General features: G+C 72.9%; 15 protein-coding genes and 1 pseudogene. 8 read left to right on the plus strand and 8 right to left on the minus strand.

Translation table 11 applies throughout. The features are described from left to right. Nucleotides 1-9: 9 nt before the first annotated feature. The 4 genes from IO33_RS0127905 (at nt 10) to IO33_RS0127920 (ending at nt 4,920) form a co-directional block, all read left to right on the plus strand. On the plus strand, nt 10-1,218 hold the full coding sequence (locus IO33_RS0127905) for a carbohydrate-binding protein (RefSeq protein ID WP_031169901.1): 1,209 nt from the start codon (nt 10-12) through the stop codon (nt 1,216-1,218). A 114-nt stretch (nt 1,219-1,332) separates the two neighbouring features. After that, complete coding sequence (locus IO33_RS0127910) at nt 1,333-2,109, plus strand: polysaccharide lyase family 7 protein (protein WP_031169903.1); 777 nt, start codon at nt 1,333-1,335, stop codon at nt 2,107-2,109. Nucleotides 2,110-2,202: 93 nt separating this feature from the next. Continuing rightward, a complete protein-coding gene (locus IO33_RS0127915; protein ID WP_031169906.1) occupies nt 2,203-2,664 on the plus strand; it encodes a hypothetical protein in 462 nt (153 codons plus the stop codon). 81 nt (nt 2,665-2,745) lie between these two features. Beyond that, nucleotides 2,746-4,920 (plus strand): TerD family protein, encoded by a 2,175-nt coding sequence (locus tag IO33_RS0127920; protein WP_031169909.1) that lies wholly within the window; start codon nt 2,746-2,748, stop codon nt 4,918-4,920. 161 nt (nt 4,921-5,081) lie between these two features. Here IO33_RS0127920 and IO33_RS0127925 read toward each other — a convergent pair whose 3' ends face one another. Both IO33_RS0127925 and IO33_RS44555 read right to left on the minus strand, forming a co-directional pair. Next, nucleotides 5,082-8,456, minus strand: coding sequence for a pyruvate carboxylase (locus IO33_RS0127925; protein ID WP_031169911.1), 3,375 nt, complete (start codon nt 8,454-8,456; stop codon nt 5,082-5,084). 158 nt (nt 8,457-8,614) lie between these two features. Beyond that, nucleotides 8,615-9,571: a hypothetical protein gene (locus IO33_RS44555; protein WP_245235900.1), complete on the minus strand. Its 957-nt coding sequence runs from the start codon at nt 9,569-9,571 to the stop codon at nt 8,615-8,617. A 492-nt stretch (nt 9,572-10,063) separates the two neighbouring features. Here IO33_RS44555 and IO33_RS49535 point away from each other — a divergent pair. Beyond that, nucleotides 10,064-10,198 (plus strand): annotated as a pseudogene (locus IO33_RS49535) (cytochrome P450); the annotation flags it as partial. A 235-nt stretch (nt 10,199-10,433) separates the two neighbouring features. Next, on the plus strand, nt 10,434-11,423 hold the full coding sequence (locus tag IO33_RS0127935) for an aldo/keto reductase (RefSeq protein WP_031169915.1): 990 nt from the start codon (nt 10,434-10,436) through the stop codon (nt 11,421-11,423). A gap of 106 nt (nt 11,424-11,529) precedes the next feature. Here IO33_RS0127935 and IO33_RS0127940 read toward each other — a convergent pair whose 3' ends face one another. The 3 genes from IO33_RS0127940 to IO33_RS0127950 are packed head-to-tail and all read right to left on the minus strand — an operon-like array spanning nt 11,530 to nt 13,195. Next, nucleotides 11,530-12,267, minus strand: a complete 738-nt coding sequence (locus IO33_RS0127940) for a metallophosphoesterase family protein (RefSeq protein WP_031169917.1) — start codon at nt 12,265-12,267, stop codon at nt 11,530-11,532. Next, complete coding sequence (locus IO33_RS0127945) at nt 12,264-12,542, minus strand: BON domain-containing protein (RefSeq protein ID WP_031169920.1); 279 nt, start codon at nt 12,540-12,542, stop codon at nt 12,264-12,266. Before IO33_RS0127945 ends, IO33_RS0127940 begins: the two co-directional genes overlap by 4 nt. Beyond that, nucleotides 12,539-13,195, minus strand: coding sequence for a nucleotidyltransferase family protein (locus IO33_RS0127950; RefSeq protein WP_037686142.1), 657 nt, complete (start codon nt 13,193-13,195; stop codon nt 12,539-12,541). The genes IO33_RS0127945 and IO33_RS0127950 overlap by 4 nt, the downstream gene beginning before the upstream one ends. A 572-nt stretch (nt 13,196-13,767) precedes the next feature. Between IO33_RS0127950 and IO33_RS0127960 the strand changes: the two genes are divergently transcribed. Next, complete coding sequence (locus tag IO33_RS0127960) at nt 13,768-14,919, plus strand: PP2C family protein-serine/threonine phosphatase (protein WP_031169925.1); 1,152 nt, start codon at nt 13,768-13,770, stop codon at nt 14,917-14,919. 171 nt (nt 14,920-15,090) lie between these two features. Here the strand turns inward: IO33_RS0127960 and IO33_RS0127965 are convergent, their stop codons facing one another. The 3 genes from IO33_RS0127965 to IO33_RS0127975 all read right to left on the minus strand — a co-directional run bounded on the left by IO33_RS0127965 (nt 15,091) and on the right by IO33_RS0127975 (nt 17,632). Beyond that, nucleotides 15,091-15,591, minus strand: a complete 501-nt coding sequence (locus IO33_RS0127965; protein WP_031169928.1) for a hypothetical protein — start codon at nt 15,589-15,591, stop codon at nt 15,091-15,093. A gap of 290 nt (nt 15,592-15,881) precedes the next feature. Further along, a complete protein-coding gene (locus tag IO33_RS0127970; RefSeq protein ID WP_031169930.1) occupies nt 15,882-16,697 on the minus strand; it encodes an SAM-dependent methyltransferase in 816 nt (271 codons plus the stop codon). A gap of 59 nt (nt 16,698-16,756) precedes the next feature. Continuing rightward, nucleotides 16,757-17,632, minus strand: a complete 876-nt coding sequence (locus tag IO33_RS0127975) for a helix-turn-helix domain-containing protein (protein ID WP_031169932.1) — start codon at nt 17,630-17,632, stop codon at nt 16,757-16,759. Nucleotides 17,633-17,986: 354 nt separating this feature from the next. Here IO33_RS0127975 and IO33_RS50545 point away from each other — a divergent pair, with 354 nt between their 5' ends. Next, on the plus strand, nt 17,987-19,147 hold the full coding sequence (locus IO33_RS50545; RefSeq protein ID WP_245235901.1) for an ATP-binding protein: 1,161 nt from the start codon (nt 17,987-17,989) through the stop codon (nt 19,145-19,147). The last annotated feature ends 364 nt before the right edge of the window (nt 19,148-19,511 follow it).

Raw genomic sequence — 19,511 nt, forward strand, 5'->3', positions numbered from 1 at the left:
AGGCACGCAGTGAGACCTCTTCGGGCATGTCTGGGCGCGGCGACGGCCGTCACGCTCGCCGCCGCGGGCACCGCCGCGTTCGTCGCGGGCAACGCCTCGGGCGCGACCACCGCGCTCGGCAACCGCTGGTACGCCGCCGCCCCGTATCTGATGCCGCTGGACAACGACCCGCCGGACCCGGCGGCCATCATGGACGCCACCGGCCTCAAGGCGTTCCAGCTGGCGTTCGTCCTCGCCCCCGACGGCGGTGGCTGCTCGCCCACCTGGGGCGGCACCGCGCCCGTCTCCTCGGACACCGCGGTGCAGTCGACGATCAGCACGATCCGCGCCAAGGGCGGTGACGTGTCGGTCTCCATCGGCGGCTACGGCGGCACCAAGCTCGGCCAGGCCTGCGCCGACGCGGCGTCCGCGGCGGCGGCGTACCAGCAGGTCATCACCAAGTACGGGCTGCACGCCATCGACTTCGACCTGGAGGAGCCGGAGTACGAGAACACGGCGGCCGTCAGGAACGAGATCGGCGCGGCCAAGATCCTCCAGCAGAACAACCCCGGCCTGTACGTCTCCGTGACCACGGCCGGCACCGCGGACGGCACCGGCTGGTTCGGCAAGCAGATGCTGCTGGAGGCCAAGTCCCAGGGGTTCACCCCGAACAACTTCTCCATCATGCCCTTCGACGGCGGCTTCAACGGCGCGGCGAGCCAGACCAGCGCGCTGACCAACTTCAACGCGATCCTGCAGTCGACCTTCGGCTGGGACCAGGCGACCGCGTACGCCCACGAGGGCTTCTCCGGCATGAACGGTCGCAGCGACACCGGTGAGTACTTCACCCAGGCCGACTTCCAGACCGTGCTGGACTACGCGACGAGCCACCACATGGACCGGTTCACGTTCTGGTCCCTGAACCGGGACCGGCAGTGCAGCCCACCCGACAACGGCGGCCGTACGTCCGGGACATGCTCCAGCGTCACCCAGAACCCCTGGGGCTTCGCGACGTACTCGGTGAAGTTCGCCGGCGTCACCCCGCCCACCACCACACCGACGCCGACCCCCACGCCGACGCCGACGTCCTGCAAGGCCGGGTGGAGCTCAACGGCGGTGTACACCCAGGGGAACGAGGTCTCCTACAGCAAGCACAACTGGAAGGCCAAGTGGTGGACCCAGAACGAGGTGCCCGGCGCCTCGGAATGGGGCCCGTGGCAGGACGAGGGCGCCTGCTGAAGCTCTTGACGTGTCTGGTTCAGACCTCTAGCTTCTCGGGTCACCGGCGACCAAGGATGCGTTCAGAGTTCACGTTTCTGAACGCACCCTTGGTCCGACGAAGGGACCCCCCACATGATCCGGACCCGGCTCCTCGCGACGCCGACCACCGCCTGTCTCACCCTCGCGCTCACCCTGCTCGCCGGCCCCCGCGCGAGCGCCGCCGACGCGCATGCGGCACCCGGCGGCAACTTCGACCTGTCGGTCTGGGAGCTGCAGGAGCCCGTCGGCTCCCCCGGCCACCCGACCACCGTCCCGTCGTCCCGGCTCCAGGGCGCAGACGGTTACCAGGACGCGTACTTCTACACCGACACCCGTGACGGGGCCATGACCTTCTGGGCGCCCGAGAAGGGCGTGACGACGCCGAACTCCCACTACGCCCGCTCCGAACTGCGCGAGATGAACCGCGACGGCAGCGCCGCCGACTGGGCGCTGTCCGGCTCGCACCGGATGAGCGCGACCCTGCGCGTGGTGTCCGTGACGAAGAACGTGTGCGTCGGGCAGATCCACCTCGGCAGCGGCGGCTCCTCCACCAAGCCGCTGCTGGAGCTGTACTACCGTGCGAACGGCGACATCGTCCTCGGCACGGAGAACTCACCGTCCGGCGGACAGACCACGCACCCCGTGGGACACGTGGCGGTGGGCAAGACCTGGAACTACACCATCGCCGTCTCCGGCGGGAACACCATCGACCTGACCGTCGACGGCACCACCACCCACTACGGCATCCCGTCGTCGTTCCAGCAGTACAAGCAGTACTTCAAGGCCGGCTCCTACAACCAGTCCTCCTCGGACAGCACCACCGCCGGCGCCCGCGTCGCGTTCTACGGCCTCACCCTCAAACACGGGTGACACGCCGCGCGACCTGCGCGATTGGTGCAAATGGCCGCACGGTCGTAGCGTCAAGTGAACGCGGTCGGACACAGAACGGCAGTGGGAGCGGCCATGCGCGGATCACTGGTGGGAACGGCAGCCACCCTCGCGGCAGGAGCCCTGCTGACAGGGGCGATGACGACGGCCTCGGCCAGCCCGCCGGCTCCGGCCGCGACGCACGCGAAGTCCGCGCCGGCACGGCCCGTGCTGGTCGACTGCTTCTTCCACCGGAATGTCCGCCCTGCGGACTTCATCCTCGCCTGCGGCGACGGCAACAGCCGGCTCTCCGGACTCCACTGGACCGAGTGGGGTCCGGACGGGGCGAAGGCCGTGGGCGTGAACTGGGTCAACGACTGCACGCCGTACTGCGCGGCCGGCACCTTCCACAGCTACCCGGTCGTCGTCCGGCTCACCGGCGGGAAGCAGTGGACGCGGCACCCGTCCTTCGCGCGCTACACACAGATGACCCTGACCTACACCGACGCCCGGCCGGACACCTTCAAGCAGGTCATGACCTACCCGCTCTGGGACTGACCGCTCCGGGGACGGGTCTGTCCCCTCGATACGCGCCAAATTGCGGTGCAGCGGCTCGCACACCTCTGCGATCATGCCGCAATGCGCGACACCCTCGAACAGCTGGTCGTACGGCACACCCACCGCATCCCCGCCCCCACCGGAGCCGCCGGAAGCGGCGAGGTGACGGCGCGGCAGTTCGACGCCGCGCTGATGTCGGTTGGCTTCAAGCTCTCCGCGGCCGCTCTCGGGCACCTGTCGGCGCAGTCCGGGGACGTGGTCGCCGACACCGCCGTACGCACCCTGGCGGCGGTCCGCGAGCTGGTCGGCGACCACGTCGAGCACAACGTCTACTTCGTCGACTTCCCGGCGAACGTCCCCGACACCGTCGAGTTCTGGATGCGCTGCGTCGACGAGGCGCTCGCCGACGACTCCACCCGCACGGGCACGCTGAAGCAGCTGATCAGCGGGGTGGTCGACCTGCTGACCCTGCCGTCGTACGGCCGCTACCGGCACACCTACGCCGAGATGCTCGCCCGGCACGACGAGCTGATCCCGGCGGCGGGCGACCGGCTGACCGTGCTGGACCTCGGCGCTCCGCTGGAGGACGAGGTCACCGCGCTGTACCTGGCCCTGGCCGGCAGCAGCACCCCGCTCGGCGAGGACGGCCTGCGCGATCTGGAGGTGCTCGCCGGACACTGCGTGACCGGGCCGCAGCCCGAGGTGATCCCCGTGCGGGAGAACCGGGCCGTGGTCAACCGGGCACGGCTGCGGGCGGGCGCCGACCTGCTGCTGGACACCGTCACCGACGTGCTCCGTCTGGCCTGCGCGCTGTCCGACGGCGACGTGACCCTTCAGGAGCCCACCCGGTTCCGGGGGCTGTCCCGGCCGGTACGCCGCGCGCTGCTCGCGGGACTGGACGCCGTCGTCGCCGCCTCCCCCGCCAAGCTGGCGGACGTCTCCGCCCACCGGGAGGCGTTCAAGCGCCTCGGGGAACGGCTGCACCCGCACGAGTACCCGCAGTGGCCGCACGCCGTCGACGTGTTCGCCGTCGCCCGCGGTGAGCGCCGGGCGCCGTCCTTCGAGGGCCGCGTCGAGGAACTGCTCGCGGCCGGCGACGTCACCGGGGCGGTACGGCTGCTGCGGTCCGCGCCCGGGAAGCTGTTCCGCGCCCTGGACCGGCTGCTGCGCACGGCCCGCACCCAGGAGGAGCGCGACACCGTCGTCGCCGCGGCCGAGGAGGTCGCCGGCGAGGCGTCCGGGCGGGTCCTGCTCTCGGTGCGCGAGCATCTGCACAACCGTGCCGGGGCGGCGGAGGGCCGCCGGGTGTTCGTGGGCCGGCGGGGCCGTGCCTGGGTCACCGACGACACCCGCCCGCCCCTGCTGCCGCCGGAGCGCGAGCGGCTGAGCGGCGCACTGGACGAGGAGATCGGCCGCCGGCTCCCGGCCGTGGACCGGCTGCTGGTCGACCCCGACGTACTCGACGTGGCGCTGCCGCTCAGCGGCAAGGCGACCGCGTCCGGCCTGGGCGTGCTGCCGCGCGGTTCCCTCTCCCCCGTCGACGGCGAGCTGCTGCGCTTCTTCGTGTACTGGAAGGAGTCCGGCGAGCGCACCGACTACGACCTGTCGGCGCTGCTGCTCGACGCCGACTACGAGACGGTCACCTGGCTGTCCTGGACGGCCCTGGCCGACGTCGAGGGCGAGCACTCCGGCGACATCACCGAAGCCCCCGACGGTGCCTCGGAGTTCATCAACCTGCGTCTGGGTGCCGTGCGCGGCACGTTCGTCGTCCCGCAGGTCGACATCTACTCCGGGGAGGGCTTCGAAGAGGTCGAGGAGTCCTTCTTCGGGTTCATGCTGCGCGAGTCCGAGCAGGCCGGCCGCCCCTTCGAGCCGCGCACGGTACGGATGAAGTCGGAGCTGCGCGGGCCCGGCCGGGTCGCGCTGCCGCTGGCGTTCCTGCGGGGCGCCGACGGCCGGTGGCACGCGAAGTGGCTGCACCTGTACCTCAAGGGGCATCCCGCGGCCAACCGGGTGGAGGGCAACCGGGTGTCGGTGGCGACGCTGCTGCGCGGCATCGTCGAGCGCGAGTACCTCACGGTGGGGTATCTCGCCGGGCTGCTGGCCGGACGCGGCACGACCGTGACCGAGTGGGACGGCACGGCGGCGGCCCCGGACGGCCCGGTCACCTACGTCGGCCTGCAGCGGCCCGAGGGACTGCACCCGGACTCCCGGATCGTCACGCCGGAAAATCTGCGCGACCTGATCCCGGAGTGACTGCTAACGTGAGGGACGGCGAGGCCATGAAGGGGCTTCCTTCTCACCTCTCCTGGCATAGGGATTAAATCCAGTCCCTTCGCTCTCCTCGCCGTCGGCGTCGGCCCCGTGGCACCTTCCGGTACCACGGGGCCTTGTCGTGCGTGCCGTGCCGGCGTGGCTCAGGCGAGCTCGACCAGCAGGTCGCCGCCCTCCACCTGCTGGATCCGGTTGATGGCGAGGCGCGACACCCGGCCCGCCTTCGGCGCGGTGATGGTGGCCTCCATCTTCATCGCCTCGATGGTGGCGACGGTGGCACCGGCCGCCACCTCGTCGCCCTCGGCCACCGCCAGCGTCACCACACCGGCGAACGGCGCGGCGACATGGCCGGGGTTGGCGCGGTCGGCCTTCTCCGTCACCGGCACGTCCGAGGCGGCGGCGCGGTCGCGGACCTGGATCGGGCGCAGCTGGCCGTTGAGCGAGGACATCACGGTGCGCATACCGCGCTCGTCGGCCTCGCCGACCGCCTGCAGCTCGATCAGCAGCCGGACGCCGGGCTCCAGGTCGACGGCGTACTCCTTGGCCGGGCGCAGCCCGTAGAAGAAGGCCTTGCTGTCCAGGACGCTGGTGTCGCCGAAGGCCTGCCGGTGCGTCTCGAACTCCCGCGTCGGGCCCGGGAACAGCAGCCGGTTGAGGGTGGCGCGGCGGTCCTTGGCCAGGCCCTCGCGGTCCTCGGCGGACAGCTCCGGCGCGGGCTTGGGCGCGGACCGGCCCTGCAGGGCCTTGGTGCGGAACGGCTCGGGCCAGCCGCCGGGCGGAGTGCCCAGCTCCCCGCGCAGGAAGCCGATGACCGAGTCCGGGATGTCGAACCTGTCCGGCGTCTCCTCGAAGGCCTTCGGGGAGACGCCGGCGCCGACCAGGTGCAGGGCGAGGTCGCCGACCACCTTGGAGGACGGGGTGACCTTGACCAGGCGGCCGAGGATGCGGTCGGCGGCGGCGTACATGGCCTCGATGGCCTCGAAGCGGTCACCGAGGCCGAGGGCGACGGCCTGGGTACGCAGGTTGGACAGCTGGCCGCCGGGGATCTCGTGGTGGTAGACGCGGCCGGTCGGGGAGGCGAGGCCCGCCTCGAAGGGGGCGTAGATCCTGCGGACGCCCTCCCAGTACGGCTCCAGGTCGCCGACGGCCCCCAGGTCGAGGCCGGTGGGCCGCTCGGAGTGGTCGGTGGCGGCGACGAGCGCGGACAGCGACGGCTGCGAGGTCGTACCGGCCATGGAGGCCACCGCGCCGTCCACCGCGTCGGCGCCGGCCTGGATCGCGGCGAGGTAGGTGGCGAGCTGACCGCCGGCCGTGTCGTGCGTGTGCAGATGCACGGGCAGGTCGAACTCGCGGCGCAGCGCGGAGACCAGCTTGGCGGCGGCCGGGGCGCGCAGCAGGCCCGCCATGTCCTTGATGGCGAGGATGTGGGCGCCGGCGTCGACGATCTGCTCGGCCAGGCGCAGGTAGTAGTCGAGGGTGTAGAGCCGCTCGGACGGGTCGTTGAGGTCGGCGGTGTAGCAGAGGGCGACCTCGGCGATCGCGGTGCCGGTCTCGCGTACGGCGTCGATGGCGGGGCGCATCTGGCCGACGTCGTTGAGGGCGTCGAAGATGCGGAAGATGTCGATGCCGGTGGCGGCGGCCTCGTGCACGAAGGCGTCGGTGACCTCGGTCGGGTACGGGGTGTAGCCGACGGTGTTGCGGCCGCGCAGCAGCATCTGCAGACAGATGTTGGGGACGGCCTCGCGCAGGGCGGCCAGCCGCTCCCAGGGGTCCTCGGCGAGGAAGCGCAGCGCCACGTCGTAGGTGGCGCCGCCCCAGCACTCCAGGGACAGCAGCTGCGGCAGGGTACGGGCGACGACCGGGGCGACGGCGAGCAGGTCCTTGGTGCGCACCCGGGTGGCGAGCAGGGACTGGTGTGCGTCGCGGAAGGTGGTGTCGGTGACGCCGATGGTCGGCGACTCGCGCAGCCTGCGGGCGAAGCCCTCGGGGCCGAGGTCGACCAGCAGCTGGCGGGAGCCGGCCGGGGGCTCACCGGCCGGGAGCGGCGGGAGCTTGGTGACCGGGTCGAGCAGGTCGGGGCGCCCGCCGTGCGGCTTGTTGACGGTCACGTCGGCGAGGTAGGTGAGCAGCTTGGTGCCGCGGTCCGCGGAGGAGCGGGCGGTCAGCAGGTGCGGCCGCTGCTCGATGAAGGAGGTCGTGACCCGCCCGGCCTGGAAGTCCGGGTCGTCCAGGACGGCCTGGAGGAAGGGGATGTTGGTGGCCACGCCGCGGATCCGGAACTCGGCCACGGCACGCCGGGCCCGGCCGACGGCGGCCCCGAAGTCCCGGCCCCGGCAGGTGAGCTTGACCAGCATCGAGTCGAAGTGCGCGCTGATCTCCGTACCGGCGTGGGTGGTGCCGCCGTCCAGGCGGATGCCGGAGCCGCCCGGCGAGCGGTAGGCGCTGATCCGGCCGGTGTCCGGGCGGAAGCCGTTGGCGGGGTCCTCGGTGGTGATACGGCACTGCAGGGCGGCGCCGCGCAGCGTGATGGTGTCCTGGGCGAGGCCGAGGTCGGCGAGGGTCTCGCCGGAGGCGATGCGCAGCTGGGCCTGGACCAGGTCGACGTCCGTGACCTCCTCGGTCACCGTGTGCTCGACCTGGATGCGCGGGTTCATCTCGATGAAGACGTGGTTGCCGTCGGGGTCGAGCAGGAACTCGACGGTACCCGCGTTGCGGTAACCGATCTCGCGGGCGAAGCGCACGGCGTCGTCGCAGATCCGCGCGCGCACCTCGGGGTCGAGGTTGGGCGCGGGGGCCAGCTCGATGACCTTCTGGTGGCGGCGCTGGAGCGAGCAGTCGCGCTCGTAGAGGTGGATGACGTTGCCCTCGCCGTCGGCGAGGATCTGCACCTCGATGTGGCGCGGGTCGACGACGGCCTTCTCCAGGAAGACGGTCGGGTCACCGAACGCGGAGGCGGCCTCGCGGGAGGCGGCCTCGATGGACTCGCGCAGCTGGGCAGGGTCCTCCACGCGGCGCATGCCGCGCCCGCCGCCGCCCGCCACGGCCTTGACGAAGACAGGGAAGCCGATCTCGTCCGCGGCGCGGACCAGTTCGTCCACGTCGGTGGAGGGCTGGGAGGAACCGAGCACGGGCACCCCGGCCGCGCGGGCGGCGGCGACCGCCCGGGCCTTGTTGCCGGTCAGCTCCAGGGTGGCCGTGCTCGGGCCGACGAAGGTGATGCCCGCCTCCTCGCAGGCGCGGGCCAGTTCCGGGTTCTCGGACAGGAAGCCGTAACCCGGATAGACGGCGTCGGCGCCGGCCCGGCGGGCGGCGGCCACGATCTCCTCGACGGAGAGATAGGCCCGCACCGGGTGCCCCGGTTCCCCGATCTCGTACGCCTCGTCTGCCTTGAGCCGGTGCAGCGAGTTGCGGTCCTCGTGCGGGAACACGGCGACGGTGCGCGCGCCGAGTTCGTAGCCCGCCCGGAACGCGCGGATCGCGATCTCTCCACGGTTGGCGACCAGCACCTTGCGGAACATTCTGGATTCCCTTCAGCTGCCTGCCGGCGACGAACACCATGGTGTCAGTCACGCCCTGCCGTATCCCGCGGCAAACCCTAGGGGGTGCCCGCGCGTGTCGACGTGCGAAAACCATCACATCGACGGGGTGGGCGGCGCCACACTCTCATCCGATGGACTCAGCATTCCAGGGAGGTCATCGCCGTGTCGCGCGTACGGTCGGCGTTCACCGGAGCGGAAAGGGCGCCGGGCGGGGCCGGCGCGGGAACCCGCACCGGCTCGGCCGGGGGCAGGGACCCGCGCCCGCTCGGCGGGGGCGGGGCGGCGGTGCCGGCCCGGCTGGGGGCGAGGCGGCGGTGCCGGGTCCCGGCAGGGGCGGGACCGCCGGACCGCGTGGGCCGCAGGGACCGTACGCGGTCCCGCCGGCGAGCGCGGCGGCCGTGCAGGAGGCCGAGGAGGATCGCCGTGGCCACGGCGACCAGGTGCTCGCGGCCGGCCAGGTTGGGCACGGCGAGGGACTCCCCCACCATCGAGCCGCCGGTCAGGGTGAACACCACCGGCGCGCGTCTGATCACCGCGAGATAGGTGAACAGGCCGACGACGGCCGCGGAGGGTCCCGTGTCGAGCATCTGGCCGTACGCCGGCGGCAGCCCCAAGCCCCACCAGCCGGGGCCCAGCGCGATCATCACGCGGGCGGCGAGCGTGCCGGCCAGGGTGGTGACGTAGGCGATCACCAGGGTCCGGGCCCGGCCCAGGAGCAGTTCGGCGAGGGCGAAGGCGAGGAACAGCTGGGTGATGCCCGCCCACACGGGCAGGTCGAGTGCGGGGACGTACAGCGACACGGGCGTACGCAGCAGCGACAGCCACAGCGGGAGGTCGGCGTCGACGCCCCCGAGGCGCTGGACCCACAGCCGGCCGAGCGGGTGCTGGGCGACGTCGTGGCAGAAGACCACGCCGAACGCGGCGACGAACCCCAGGAGGAGCGCGGACACTCCCCGCCGGGTGAGGCACCGCACCGGGTCGACGACGATCGCACACCACTCGCTCCGCAGCGTCCGCGCGGTGAACCGGGCGAGCCGTGCGGGCAGTGAGCGGTACCGGTCGGTGTGCCCTCGGGCGTGCTCTTCCGTCCTCATGAGGCACGGCAGCCCATCGCCTTCGGCTCCCCCGTCATGTCCCTCGTCCCCCTTCACCCCGCTCACGGTGGTCGGACCGTGCGGGCTTTATGCCGGCGTCCGCCCGTTCCGGGCGTCGACGTAGAGCTGCGGCGGTAAGGCCCGATCGGTGACAGTCCAGCGAGCCGGAGGACGGGCGTCAAGATCCATCGCGGGGACGCGCGGGTGTGGGAAGACCCACAGGCGCGCGGGGCCGGGAATCGAGGAGCGCGGGGCAACCTCCATCCTCTCGGACCCGTCCTCCGGAACAAGGCTCCCGCAACTGCCGTACGGCTCCGTTCGCATGCGGGGGGCAGGGCGTCGCAGCCGCCCTCTTCACGTCCAACGCGCCGGAACCGCCGCTCAGTTCATTCAATGAGCACGGGACCGTTCTGATTCGATCACGAACTCCCGCATGGCGACCGTCAGTTCACCACCGAGTGTCATGTGCCGCCACGAACACGGCCGCTGCCCGCCGAGGTGATCGCGCGAGCCGGTGTCGAGGTCGCCCTGGCCCGGCTGCCGGACATCGATCTGGCGGTGTCCGCCGAGGCCCGCACCCGCCGGCGCAGCGCGGCGACATACCCGCGGACCGGGCGGCCTAGGTGATCGCCGACGTCGAGCTGCCGGTCCGGCTGGGCACGTCGCCCGGCCCGGAGCGCGGCTTGACTTGGAGAGCGCTCCAACTCGTAGCGTCGCAGACGTCCGGCACGAGGGTGCCTGCGCCCGGCCTCCCCCACGGGATGCCGGGTGCCGCGATCCGTCGCTAGATGGAAGCAGGGCGGACCACGGCCCGTGCCGTACGGAACGACGATCGAGTGCGCAGGAAAGGCTGGGACATCGCATGCAGAAGCGCAGTCTGCGGGACCTCCAGGTATCGGCCATCGGCCTCGGATGCATGGGGATGTCCGCCTTCTACGGATCCGCCGACCAGGAGGAGGGCATCGCGACCATCCGTCGGGCCCTGGAACTGGGCATCGACTTCCTCGACACGGCCCAGGTGTACGGGCCGCTGACCAACGAGTCGCTGGTCGGCGAGGCGATACGGGGACATCGCGACGAGTACGTGATCGCGACCAAGTTCAACTACCGCATGGACGACGCCGTACCCGGCGACATGAGCACGATCGGCCGGCAGGACGGCTCGGCCGAGCACGTGCGCTCCTCGGTGCACGGCTCGCTGGAGCGGCTCGGCACGGACCACGTCGACCTGTACTACCAGCACCGGGTCGACCCGAACGTGCCCATCGAGGAGACGGTCGGCGCGCTGGGCGAGCTGGTCGCCGAGGGCAAGGTGCGCCACATCGGGCTGAGCGAGGCGAGCGCGGAGACCATCCGGCGGGCGCACGCCGTGCACCCGATCACCGCGGTGCAGAGCGAGTACTCGCTGTGGACGCGGGACGTGGAGGCCGAGGTGCTGCCCGCGTGCCGGGAGCTGGGCATCGGCTTCGTGCCGTACTCCCCGCTCGGCCGCGGCTTCCTCGCGGGCCGCTTCACCTCGCCGGACGAGCTGGACGAGAACGACTTCCGCCGCGCCAACCCGCGCTTCACGGACGCCAACCTGGAGGCGAACCTGCGGCTGGCGGCGAAGGTGAAGGAGATCGCCGCCGAGAAGGACGTGACCCCGGCCCAGCTGGCCATCGCCTGGGTGCTGGCCCAGGGCGAGGACCTGGTGCCGATCCCGGGCACCAAGCGCCGCGGCTACCTGGAGCAGAACGCCGGTGCCGTCGGTATCGAGCTGACCAAGGAGGATCTGGCCCGTATCGACGCGGAGCTGCCCGAGGCGGCGGGCGAGCGGTACGACGAGGCGGGCATGCGGACGGTCAACCGCTAGGGGCGGGGCACGGCGGTCCCCGCAGCATCCGAGACAGGGCCTCGGCGGGTCGCCACCTGGCCCGCCCACGGAGTGGGCCGGTGTCCGACGCTGCCCGGGCCTGGGCTCACTGCTGCGGGTGCTGTTCCCGGCCCGGCAGGTGGTACACGTGGAAGGCCTGTTGGATGACCGGCTGGGCCACGTTCCGCACGCGGACGCCGCCGCTGGTCATGCCGTGCTCGGTGCCGGCGTGGGCGTGGCCGTGCACGGCCAGGTCGGCGCCGCCGGTGTCGATCGCCTCCGCCAGCAGATAGCTGCCGAGGAACGGATAGATCTCCGGCGGCTCCCCGGCGAGGGTGTCCGGCACGGGTGAGAAGTGGGTGAGGGCGATCCGCACGTCGCAGTCGGCCAGCTCCTTCAGGGCGATGTGCAGGGTGTCGGCGCACCGGCGGCTGTAGCGGACGAACTCCTTCATGAGCGGTTCGCCGAACTCCCCGGCGCAGCGTCCGACGAATCCGCCGCCGAAGCCCTTGGTCCCGGCGACCCCGATCCGGCGCTCGCCCGCGGTGACGACGGCGGACTGTCCCTCCAGGACGTGGGCCCCGGCGTCGCGGAGGATCGCGGCGACCTCCTCGGGCCGTTCGTCGTGATGGTCGTGGTTGCCGAGGACGGCGACGACCGGCACCCCGATGTCCTTGATCTCCCGTGCGACGACCGCCGCCTCCTCCGGGGTGCCGTGCCGGGTGAGGTCGCCGGCGAGCAGCAGGACGTCGGCGCACCCGGGCAGCGTCTCGAAGGAGGGGCGCAGCGTGCCCTGGCTCTCGGGGCCCATGTGGATGTCCCCGACGGCCGCGACGCGGATCATGTCAGGTCCTCTCCGTGGTCGGGCGAGGAGGTCCCGGCGACGAGGATGTCGCAGTGGACGGGATGCTCCGCCAGTTCCTCGCGGGCCATGTGGCAGATGTCGTCCCGGCACTGGGCGGACGGCACGGTGCCGGTCAGCAGGACGGCGTCGCCGCGCATCTCCACTCGTACGCCGAGTTCCCCGAGGGGTCCGGCGGCGAGGTGCTCGGCGAGGTGGGCGACGCGGTAGTCCAGGTTGCCGGCCGCCGGCGGGGGCGGCGGGCTCGTGTCGGTCATGGCTGCCCCTCCTGGGGGTCGATCACGTTCAGCCGTTCGAGGAGGAAGAGGAAGGCGGCCGGCATGGGCTGGTCCCCGCAGGCGGCCCGGACCTCGTCCCAGTCGACCTTCTCGCGGACGGCACGGGCGACCGGCAGGACGGCCCCGAAGTCGCAGTAGTGCTCGGAGAAGGCGCTGAGCAGGCTGTGGATCAGGTCGGTCGGGGACAGGACGGGCATCAGCACCGAGTCGACCGGCAGGACGTGGGCGCGCTCCAGCAGGTCCTTGGTGACGGGCTGGTGCGCGAGGGCGAAGATGATGTCGACGTTCTGCCCGCGGCACGTGGTCTTCAGCAGCCAGTCCTCGGGCGGGGTACGGACGGCGAGGCCGGCCTCGCCCAGCGTGGCGGCGACTGTGTCGGCGTCGTCGGGCAGGACGCAGAAGTCCGCGTCGTGCTGGAGGTAGCGGCTGCCGCCGTGGGCGTAGACGGCCACGCTCCCGGCGAGCGCGAACGGATGGCCGGCGCGTTTGAGGAGGGCGCCGATCTCCTTGGCGGCCTCCAGGATCGCCTGGCTGCGGTCGTGCGGAAGGTCCGGCTGTCCCGGGGCGGACTCGTTCGGCAGAGCGGGCGATCCCGGCGCGGACCCACGCGGCAGGTCCGGCGACTGCGGCACGGGCTCATGAGGCTGATGCGGCGGCCCCGGCGCGGACTCGTGCCGCAGGTCCGGCGGCCCAGGCGCAGACTCGTGCGGCAAGTCCGGCGGTACCGGCGCGGGCTCATGCGGCAAGTCCGGCGGTACCGGCGCGGGCTCATGCGGCAAGTCCGGCGGTACCGGCGCGGGCTCGTGCGACAGATCCGGCGGCCCCGGCACGGAGGTGGCAGGCCGGTCCGGTCCTTCCGTGGCGAGGCGGAGTTCGGTGACCTCCGGCGGCCGGAGGGGCGCGGTGTCCTCCCCGTTTCGTGTCATGACCTCTCCTTCACGGCACCCGGCGCCCCCGGGGCGGCCGGTCCGGTCCCGGGGGTCCTACGGGTACCCGCCGCGACCGCACCGACACGGCGCACCCTCCGGCGGTCGGCGGCGGCTCAGTCCGTCGGGACGGGCGCGGCAGCAGGTCGCCGGGGGCGAGGGAAGAGGCCGTCGCGGGCGGCGCCGGGAGGAGCGGGCGAGGCCCCGGCGGGCGCAGCCGGGCTCGGGCTGCCCTCGTGTGACGTGCGCCGCGTGCGGCCGGGGAGCACGCTGTAGGAATGGAACCCCGGCTCAGGGTGGCCTGGCGGCGGCCTTGGCAGTCGATGCATCCGCTGTTGTTGCTCCCGGTCGCGCTCATCGTCGTGATCACAGTGGTGGACGTGCAGGCCCCCTACAGCGTCCACCTCGGCCCGGCCCTGGTGATCGCGCCCGCGCTGACGCCCTCCATCGCCGGGCCCCGCACCACGGCGGCCATAGGGGCGCTCGCCCTCGCCGCCCAGATCCTCATCGGGGTCACCCACGGCGGTCTCGGCACCACGAACCACATCGTGCAGATCATCACGCTCGCGGTGCTCTCGGTGCTGGTGGTGCTCTACAGCGCCCTGCGGGAACGCCGGCAGGCCCAGCTGGCCCAGGTCCGCACGGTGGCGGAGGCAGCCCAGCACGTGCTGATGTGGCCGCTGCCCGAGCAGATCGGCCCGCTGCGGATCGCCTCGCTGTATCTGGCCGCCGAGGACGAGGCGCAGATCGGTGGCGACCTCTACGCGGCGACCCGGTGCGACGGCGCGGTCCGCGTGCTGATCGGCGATGTCCGCGGCAAGGGACTGGCCGCCGTCGGCGAGGCCGCCCTGCTGCTCGGGGCCTTCCGGGAGAGCGCGCACCGGCGCATCCCGCTGGCCGAGCTGGCGGCCGTCCTGGAGCAGAGCATCGCGCGGCACGCCGCGGACATGGAGCCGCCCGAGGAGGCGGGCGAACGGTTCGCCACGGCGCTGCTGGTGGAGATCCCGGACCGGGACCCGGTCACCCGGATGACCAGTTGCGGCCATCCGCCGCCGCTGCTGCTGAGCCCCGGCCACGCCGTCACCGTCCCGAGCCTGCACCCGTCACCGCCGCTCGGGGTGCACGGCGGCACCGAGCACACGCTGGACGTGTTCTCCTTCGAGCCGGGCGACACCCTGCTCCTCTACACCGACGGCGTGGTGGAGGCACGGGACGCCCGCGGCCGGTTCTACCCGCTCACCGAGCGGGTGGTGCGCTGGACCGACGACAGTCCCGAGGCGTTGATGCACCATGTGCGGCGCGACCTGCTCGCCCATGCCGGAGGCCGGCTCGGCGACGACGCCGCGCTCATCGCACTGCACCGCACGGCCGTGGAGCGGCACCGACACATCGGCCGGGCCCCCGGCACGGAGGCCCTCCGGCACGGGTGACCACGTCCGGCGGGCGGACACTGCGGGCACGCTCGGCCCGTGATCCCGTCCGACGCCCGGGCCCCGCCCGGAGCGGCGGCACGCCGGGTACGTCCCGCGCGGGCACCGCCGGCCGCCACGGCAGGCGTGCGTCCCGCCCCGAGTGGGGCGGGGCGGGACGCACGCCCCCGGTCAGCGGACCGACTTGAGGTCGGTGATCTTCAGGGTCTTCAGGTCGGACTGCACGTCGATCTTGCTGACCTCGGCGTGCGGACCGTCGCTCCAGGTGAGCGTGACCCGGCTGGTGGCGTGGCCGGCGCCGGAGCCGGTGTAGGTCACCTTCCACTTCACCGGAACGTTCTGCGCGAAGAGGATGCCGTCGGCGTGCTCCCTCTTCTCGAAGGCCGTCACCTTCCTCTGGGCGGCGGCGGAGAGGTAGAAGCCCCGCAGCGCCTTGGCCGCCTCGCCCGCGGACCTGTCGTCGGTGGACCAGACGGCGTCGATGTAGGCGCCGTAGAAGTCGGCCACGTGCTGGGTGACGTTGCGCGGGTCGCCCTGGGCGGAGGACACGGCGGCGGCGCGGGTGGTGTGGCTCGCGCCGGTGCCCGCGAGGGCGGGCGCCACGGCGGCCAGGGTGAGGCCGCCGGTGAGGACCGCGGCGGCGAGGAGGGTCTTGCGACTGTGAACGGACATGCGTCTCATTCCCCCGGTTTCGTGACGTCCGGGCCGATCCCGTCCGTCGACGGACCTTAAGACCTCATTTCCCTCGCGCCGGTTCCGCTTCTCCCGGCATTTTTCCCACTCCCCTCACAGAACATGAGGCGGCCGGAGGGTTGTGCCGAATTCCGGCCCCTTTTCCGCGCCGTTTCGGTCATCCCGCCGTGCGCGGGGAGGAGGGGCCGGGGTCCGGGAGGTGGGTGCGGACCCCGGCCCCTGGTCTGTCAGGGCGTGCCGGTCGTCTGTCGGGGCGTGCCGACGGCTCGTCAGGGCTTGCGGGCGACCGCGCCGTACATGGCGATGTCCTCGTCGCGGATGCCCTTCTCGCCGGTCCCGTCGGGGTGCCACTTGTGCACCTGGACGATGCCCGGCTCGACCAGCTCCAGGCCCTCGAAGAACTCGTGGGCCTCGGCGAGGGTGCGCAGCCGCATCGGCATGTTGCGGGCCGCGTACTCGCGGGCGACCCGGCCCACCTCCTCGGGGGCGAACTCGGCGGTGCCGATGGACATCGCGAGGTGGCTGCCGGACGGCAGCGGCTCCAGCAGCCGGCGTACGACACCGACCGCGTCGTCCGCGTCGAGCATGAAGTGGACGATGGCGATGACGGTGAGCGCGACCGGCTTGCCCAGGTCCAGCGTCTCGCGCAGCTCGGGGGCGTCCAGGATGGCCGCCGGGTCGCGGAAGTCCGCCTCCAGGTACGAGGTACGGCCCTCGGGCGCGCTGGCGAGCAGGCCCTGGGAGAGGGTGAGCACGATCGGGTCGTTGTCGACGTACACGACCCGGGCCTCGGGGGCCACGGACTGGGCGATCTCGTGCAGGTTCGGCGAGGTCGGGATGCCGGTGCCGATGTCCAGGAACTGGCGCATGCCCGCCTCCTCGGCGAGCCAGCGCACGGCGCGGTTCATCCAGTCGCGGTTGGCGCGCATGTGGACCGGGAGCGCGGGCCACTCCCGGGCCATGGCGTCGCCCGCCTCCTGGTCGGCGGGGTAGTAGTCCTTGCCGCCGAGGATGTAGTCGTAGATGCGGGCGGAGTGGGCGTTCTCGGTGTCGATCCGGTCGGCCGGCCATCCGTTGTCGGGCAACGCCGTGTCTCCCATTCAGGTCGAGGGGTGGGGGCTTCGCGTACGCGCGGGTGGGTGCGTCACAGCTCCTTGCGGATCGCGCCGAGCCGGGCCTCGGTCTTCCTGGCGGGTGCGGCCTGGGCACCGAGCCGGTCCAGTGCCTCCCGGTACACCACGACGTCGTCGGTCTTGTCGAGGTAGACGGCCCCGACCAGACCGTTGAGGTAGACGATGTCGGGGAGTTCGCGGGCCCGGAACCGGAAGAGGTGATAGGCGCCCGCCCGCAGCGCCGGGTGCGGGCCGTTGGCGAACGGCATGAGCTGCAGGGTGACATGGGGCAGCCGGTTGACCTCGATGAGGTGGTCGATCTGCGCCCGCATCACCCGCGCTCCGCCGACCGGCCAGCGCAGTACCGTCTCGTCCATCACCACCCACACCCGCGGCGGCGCCTCGCGTGCCAGCAGCTCCTGGCGGCGCATGCGCAGGGCGACCCGGCGTTCGGTGGCCTCGGCGGAGGCGTGCGGATTGTCCGCGGCGAGCAGGGCGCGGGCGTAGTCCTCGGTCTGCAGCAGGCCGTGCACGAACTGGTTCTCGTACGCGCGGATCTGCAACGCGGCCTGTTCCAGGCTGAGGTAGGCGGCGAACCAGTCGGGCATCACATCGCGGTACGTGTGCCACCAGCCGCGCTTGTTCGCCTCGCGCACGGACTGCAGGAAGGTGTCGATCTCCGCCTGGTCGGTGACGCCGTAGACCTGGAGCAGTTTCTCGACGTCCGCGAGCCGCAGCCGGGCCACCTTGGCGGCCTCCATGCGGCGGATCGTGGAGTGGCTGACCCCGATGGCGGCGCCCGCTTCCGGGTAGCCGAGGCCGGCCCGGGTGCGCAGCTCCTCGAGTTGACGGCCCAGGATCATGCGCAGGACGGAGGGGGCGCCGCCCCAGTCGGTCTCCGCGGTCACGCGCCACACCCCCTCAGCAGGTCACGGGGACACCGTTGCACACGATCGCTTCCCCGACCCATTCGATCACGTTCTGGCGGAAGCAGCATGCACTTGGCTACTTGCAAATTTCAACTTGCTGGTTGCGGAGCGTTGTTGGCAGGTGCCACAGTGGACTCACTGCTCCGGCTGACCAAGGAGCGGGCGGCGCGGCCGGGTTGGGGGAGACCTGGCCGCTCTACGGCCTCGTGGGAGGCGGTGTGTCGTCTGCTGCGCGAGCGGCCGGCCAGAGCCCGACACCCCCACGCGAGGCCGGACGAAAGGCGCACGGCGATGGCTCCGCCCTCCCTCCCCCGACCGCTCCACCGAGCACCCGTGCCGTCAAGCCCGTCGCGCCTGCCCGCCGTACCCCACCAGCACCGGTCCGCACAGGGCCCGGCCCGGCCCGCGGACCCGGTGAGGTCCCCGAGCCGGGCTGCGGGCGACGCGGAGCGCACAGGCCGGCCCCGGGACACCGCCGAACCGGCACACCGGGCCCCGAACTCCTTCACCCGGCCACACCACGCGCCGGGCAACGCCGAGCGAGCGCATCAGACCCCGGACGACACCGACCAGCCCCACCGGACCCCGGAGACCGCCGACCCGCAACACCCCGTACCGGACACCGCCGACCGGCCGCAACAGACTCCGGACGACGCCGGGGCGGCACATCGAGCACCGGACCGCACCGACCGCACACACAACGTTCCCGACACCGCGGCAGGGCCGCGCCGGGCTCCGGAGAACGCCGGCACCGCGGACCGGCCGCGTCCGGCTCCGGCGAACGCCGCCGCGGCGGACCGAGCACCGGACCGTGCCGAGCGGACACCCCGCGTTCCGGACGTCCCCGGCCGGCGGCCGCGCCGGGCCACGGACCGTGCGGGGAAGCGGGACGCGTGGGCTGACGCGGCGGAGGCCGCCCCGTACCGGGCCTCGGACACCGGGGACCGCTCCCTCCCCGCGGCGGACACCGCGGAGCATCCGCACCGGCCGCCGCTGCCGGCCGGTGTCCTCCTACCACCCGGAGGCGAGCGCCCCGGTCGACTCCCTGGACCCCTCGGTCCCGACCGGCTCGCCTCCGGGGCCCCGCCGTACCGCTCCGCGACCGCCACCGCCTTCGAGCTGCCGGCCCGGCCGGCGGCCGTCGGCACGGCCCGCCGCGCCGTACGGGACCTGCTGACCGCCTGGGACGTGCCGGCAGACCGCCGGGACGACGCGGTCCTGGTGACCTCGGAACTGGTCACGAACGCCCTCGTGCACACGGCCGGTGAGCGGATCGCCTGCCGCGTGCACGGCACGGCGGACCGGATACGGATCGAGGTCGAGGACCAGGGAGGCGGCCACGCGCCGCCGGCGGCGCGCCGCCCGGAGCCCGACGACCAGCACGGGCGCGGGCTGTTCCTCGTGGACGCGCTGAGCCTCGACTGGGGCGTGGCGCCCGTGCCCGGCCGGCCCGCCCGCGTCGTCTGGGCGGAGCTGCCGTCCGGCCTCGACTGACCCCCCGCCGTCGATCCCCTCCCCCGCCCCGGACCGTCCCCCACTCGTCCGAAGGATTCCCCATGCACCACACGGCCCCCGTCCCCGCCCCGTCCGCCGACCCCTCCTGGACCCGCACCCGCCCCAAGCCCGGCTCCCAGGAACAGGCCGGCTGAGCCCGAACGCCCCACCGGCTCCGCGGAGCCCGCCCCCAGCCATCGCGTCACTTCCGCCACGCGGACGCCCGCGGCGCGCTGTCGGAACACCCCGCCCGGGCCCGGTCACCTCAACACCCCGGCACAAAGGGGGCACGGGCCCGTGTGCCGCGCTCCACCCGGTTCCAGCCGCCCCCGACACCCCTACGCGCGGGCGCGGGCCCCCGTGC

Source organism: Streptomyces durhamensis, from assembly GCF_000725475.1.
Taxonomy (GTDB): domain Bacteria; phylum Actinomycetota; class Actinomycetes; order Streptomycetales; family Streptomycetaceae; genus Streptomyces; species Streptomyces filipinensis.

What these genes read in the sequence shown, in the direction of transcription:
- IO33_RS0127910 (WP_031169903.1), top strand. Translation starts at nt 1,333, where the DNA reads ATGATCCGGACCCGGCTCCTCGCGACGCCGACCACCGCCTGTCTCACC.
- IO33_RS0127915 (WP_031169906.1), top strand. Translation starts at nt 2,203, where the DNA reads ATGCGCGGATCACTGGTGGGAACGGCAGCCACCCTCGCGGCAGGAGCC.
- IO33_RS0127920 (WP_031169909.1), top strand. Translation starts at nt 2,746, where the DNA reads ATGCGCGACACCCTCGAACAGCTGGTCGTACGGCACACCCACCGCATC.
- IO33_RS0127925 (WP_031169911.1), bottom strand. Translation starts at nt 8,456, where the DNA reads ATGTTCCGCAAGGTGCTGGTCGCCAACCGTGGAGAGATCGCGATCCGC.
- IO33_RS44555 (WP_245235900.1), bottom strand. Translation starts at nt 9,571, where the DNA reads ATGAGGACGGAAGAGCACGCCCGAGGGCACACCGACCGGTACCGCTCA.
- IO33_RS0127935 (WP_031169915.1), top strand. Translation starts at nt 10,434, where the DNA reads ATGCAGAAGCGCAGTCTGCGGGACCTCCAGGTATCGGCCATCGGCCTC.
- IO33_RS0127940 (WP_031169917.1), bottom strand. Translation starts at nt 12,267, where the DNA reads ATGATCCGCGTCGCGGCCGTCGGGGACATCCACATGGGCCCCGAGAGC.
- IO33_RS0127945 (WP_031169920.1), bottom strand. Translation starts at nt 12,542, where the DNA reads ATGACCGACACGAGCCCGCCGCCCCCGCCGGCGGCCGGCAACCTGGAC.
- IO33_RS0127960 (WP_031169925.1), top strand. Translation starts at nt 13,768, where the DNA reads ATGGAACCCCGGCTCAGGGTGGCCTGGCGGCGGCCTTGGCAGTCGATG.
- IO33_RS0127965 (WP_031169928.1), bottom strand. Translation starts at nt 15,591, where the DNA reads ATGTCCGTTCACAGTCGCAAGACCCTCCTCGCCGCCGCGGTCCTCACC.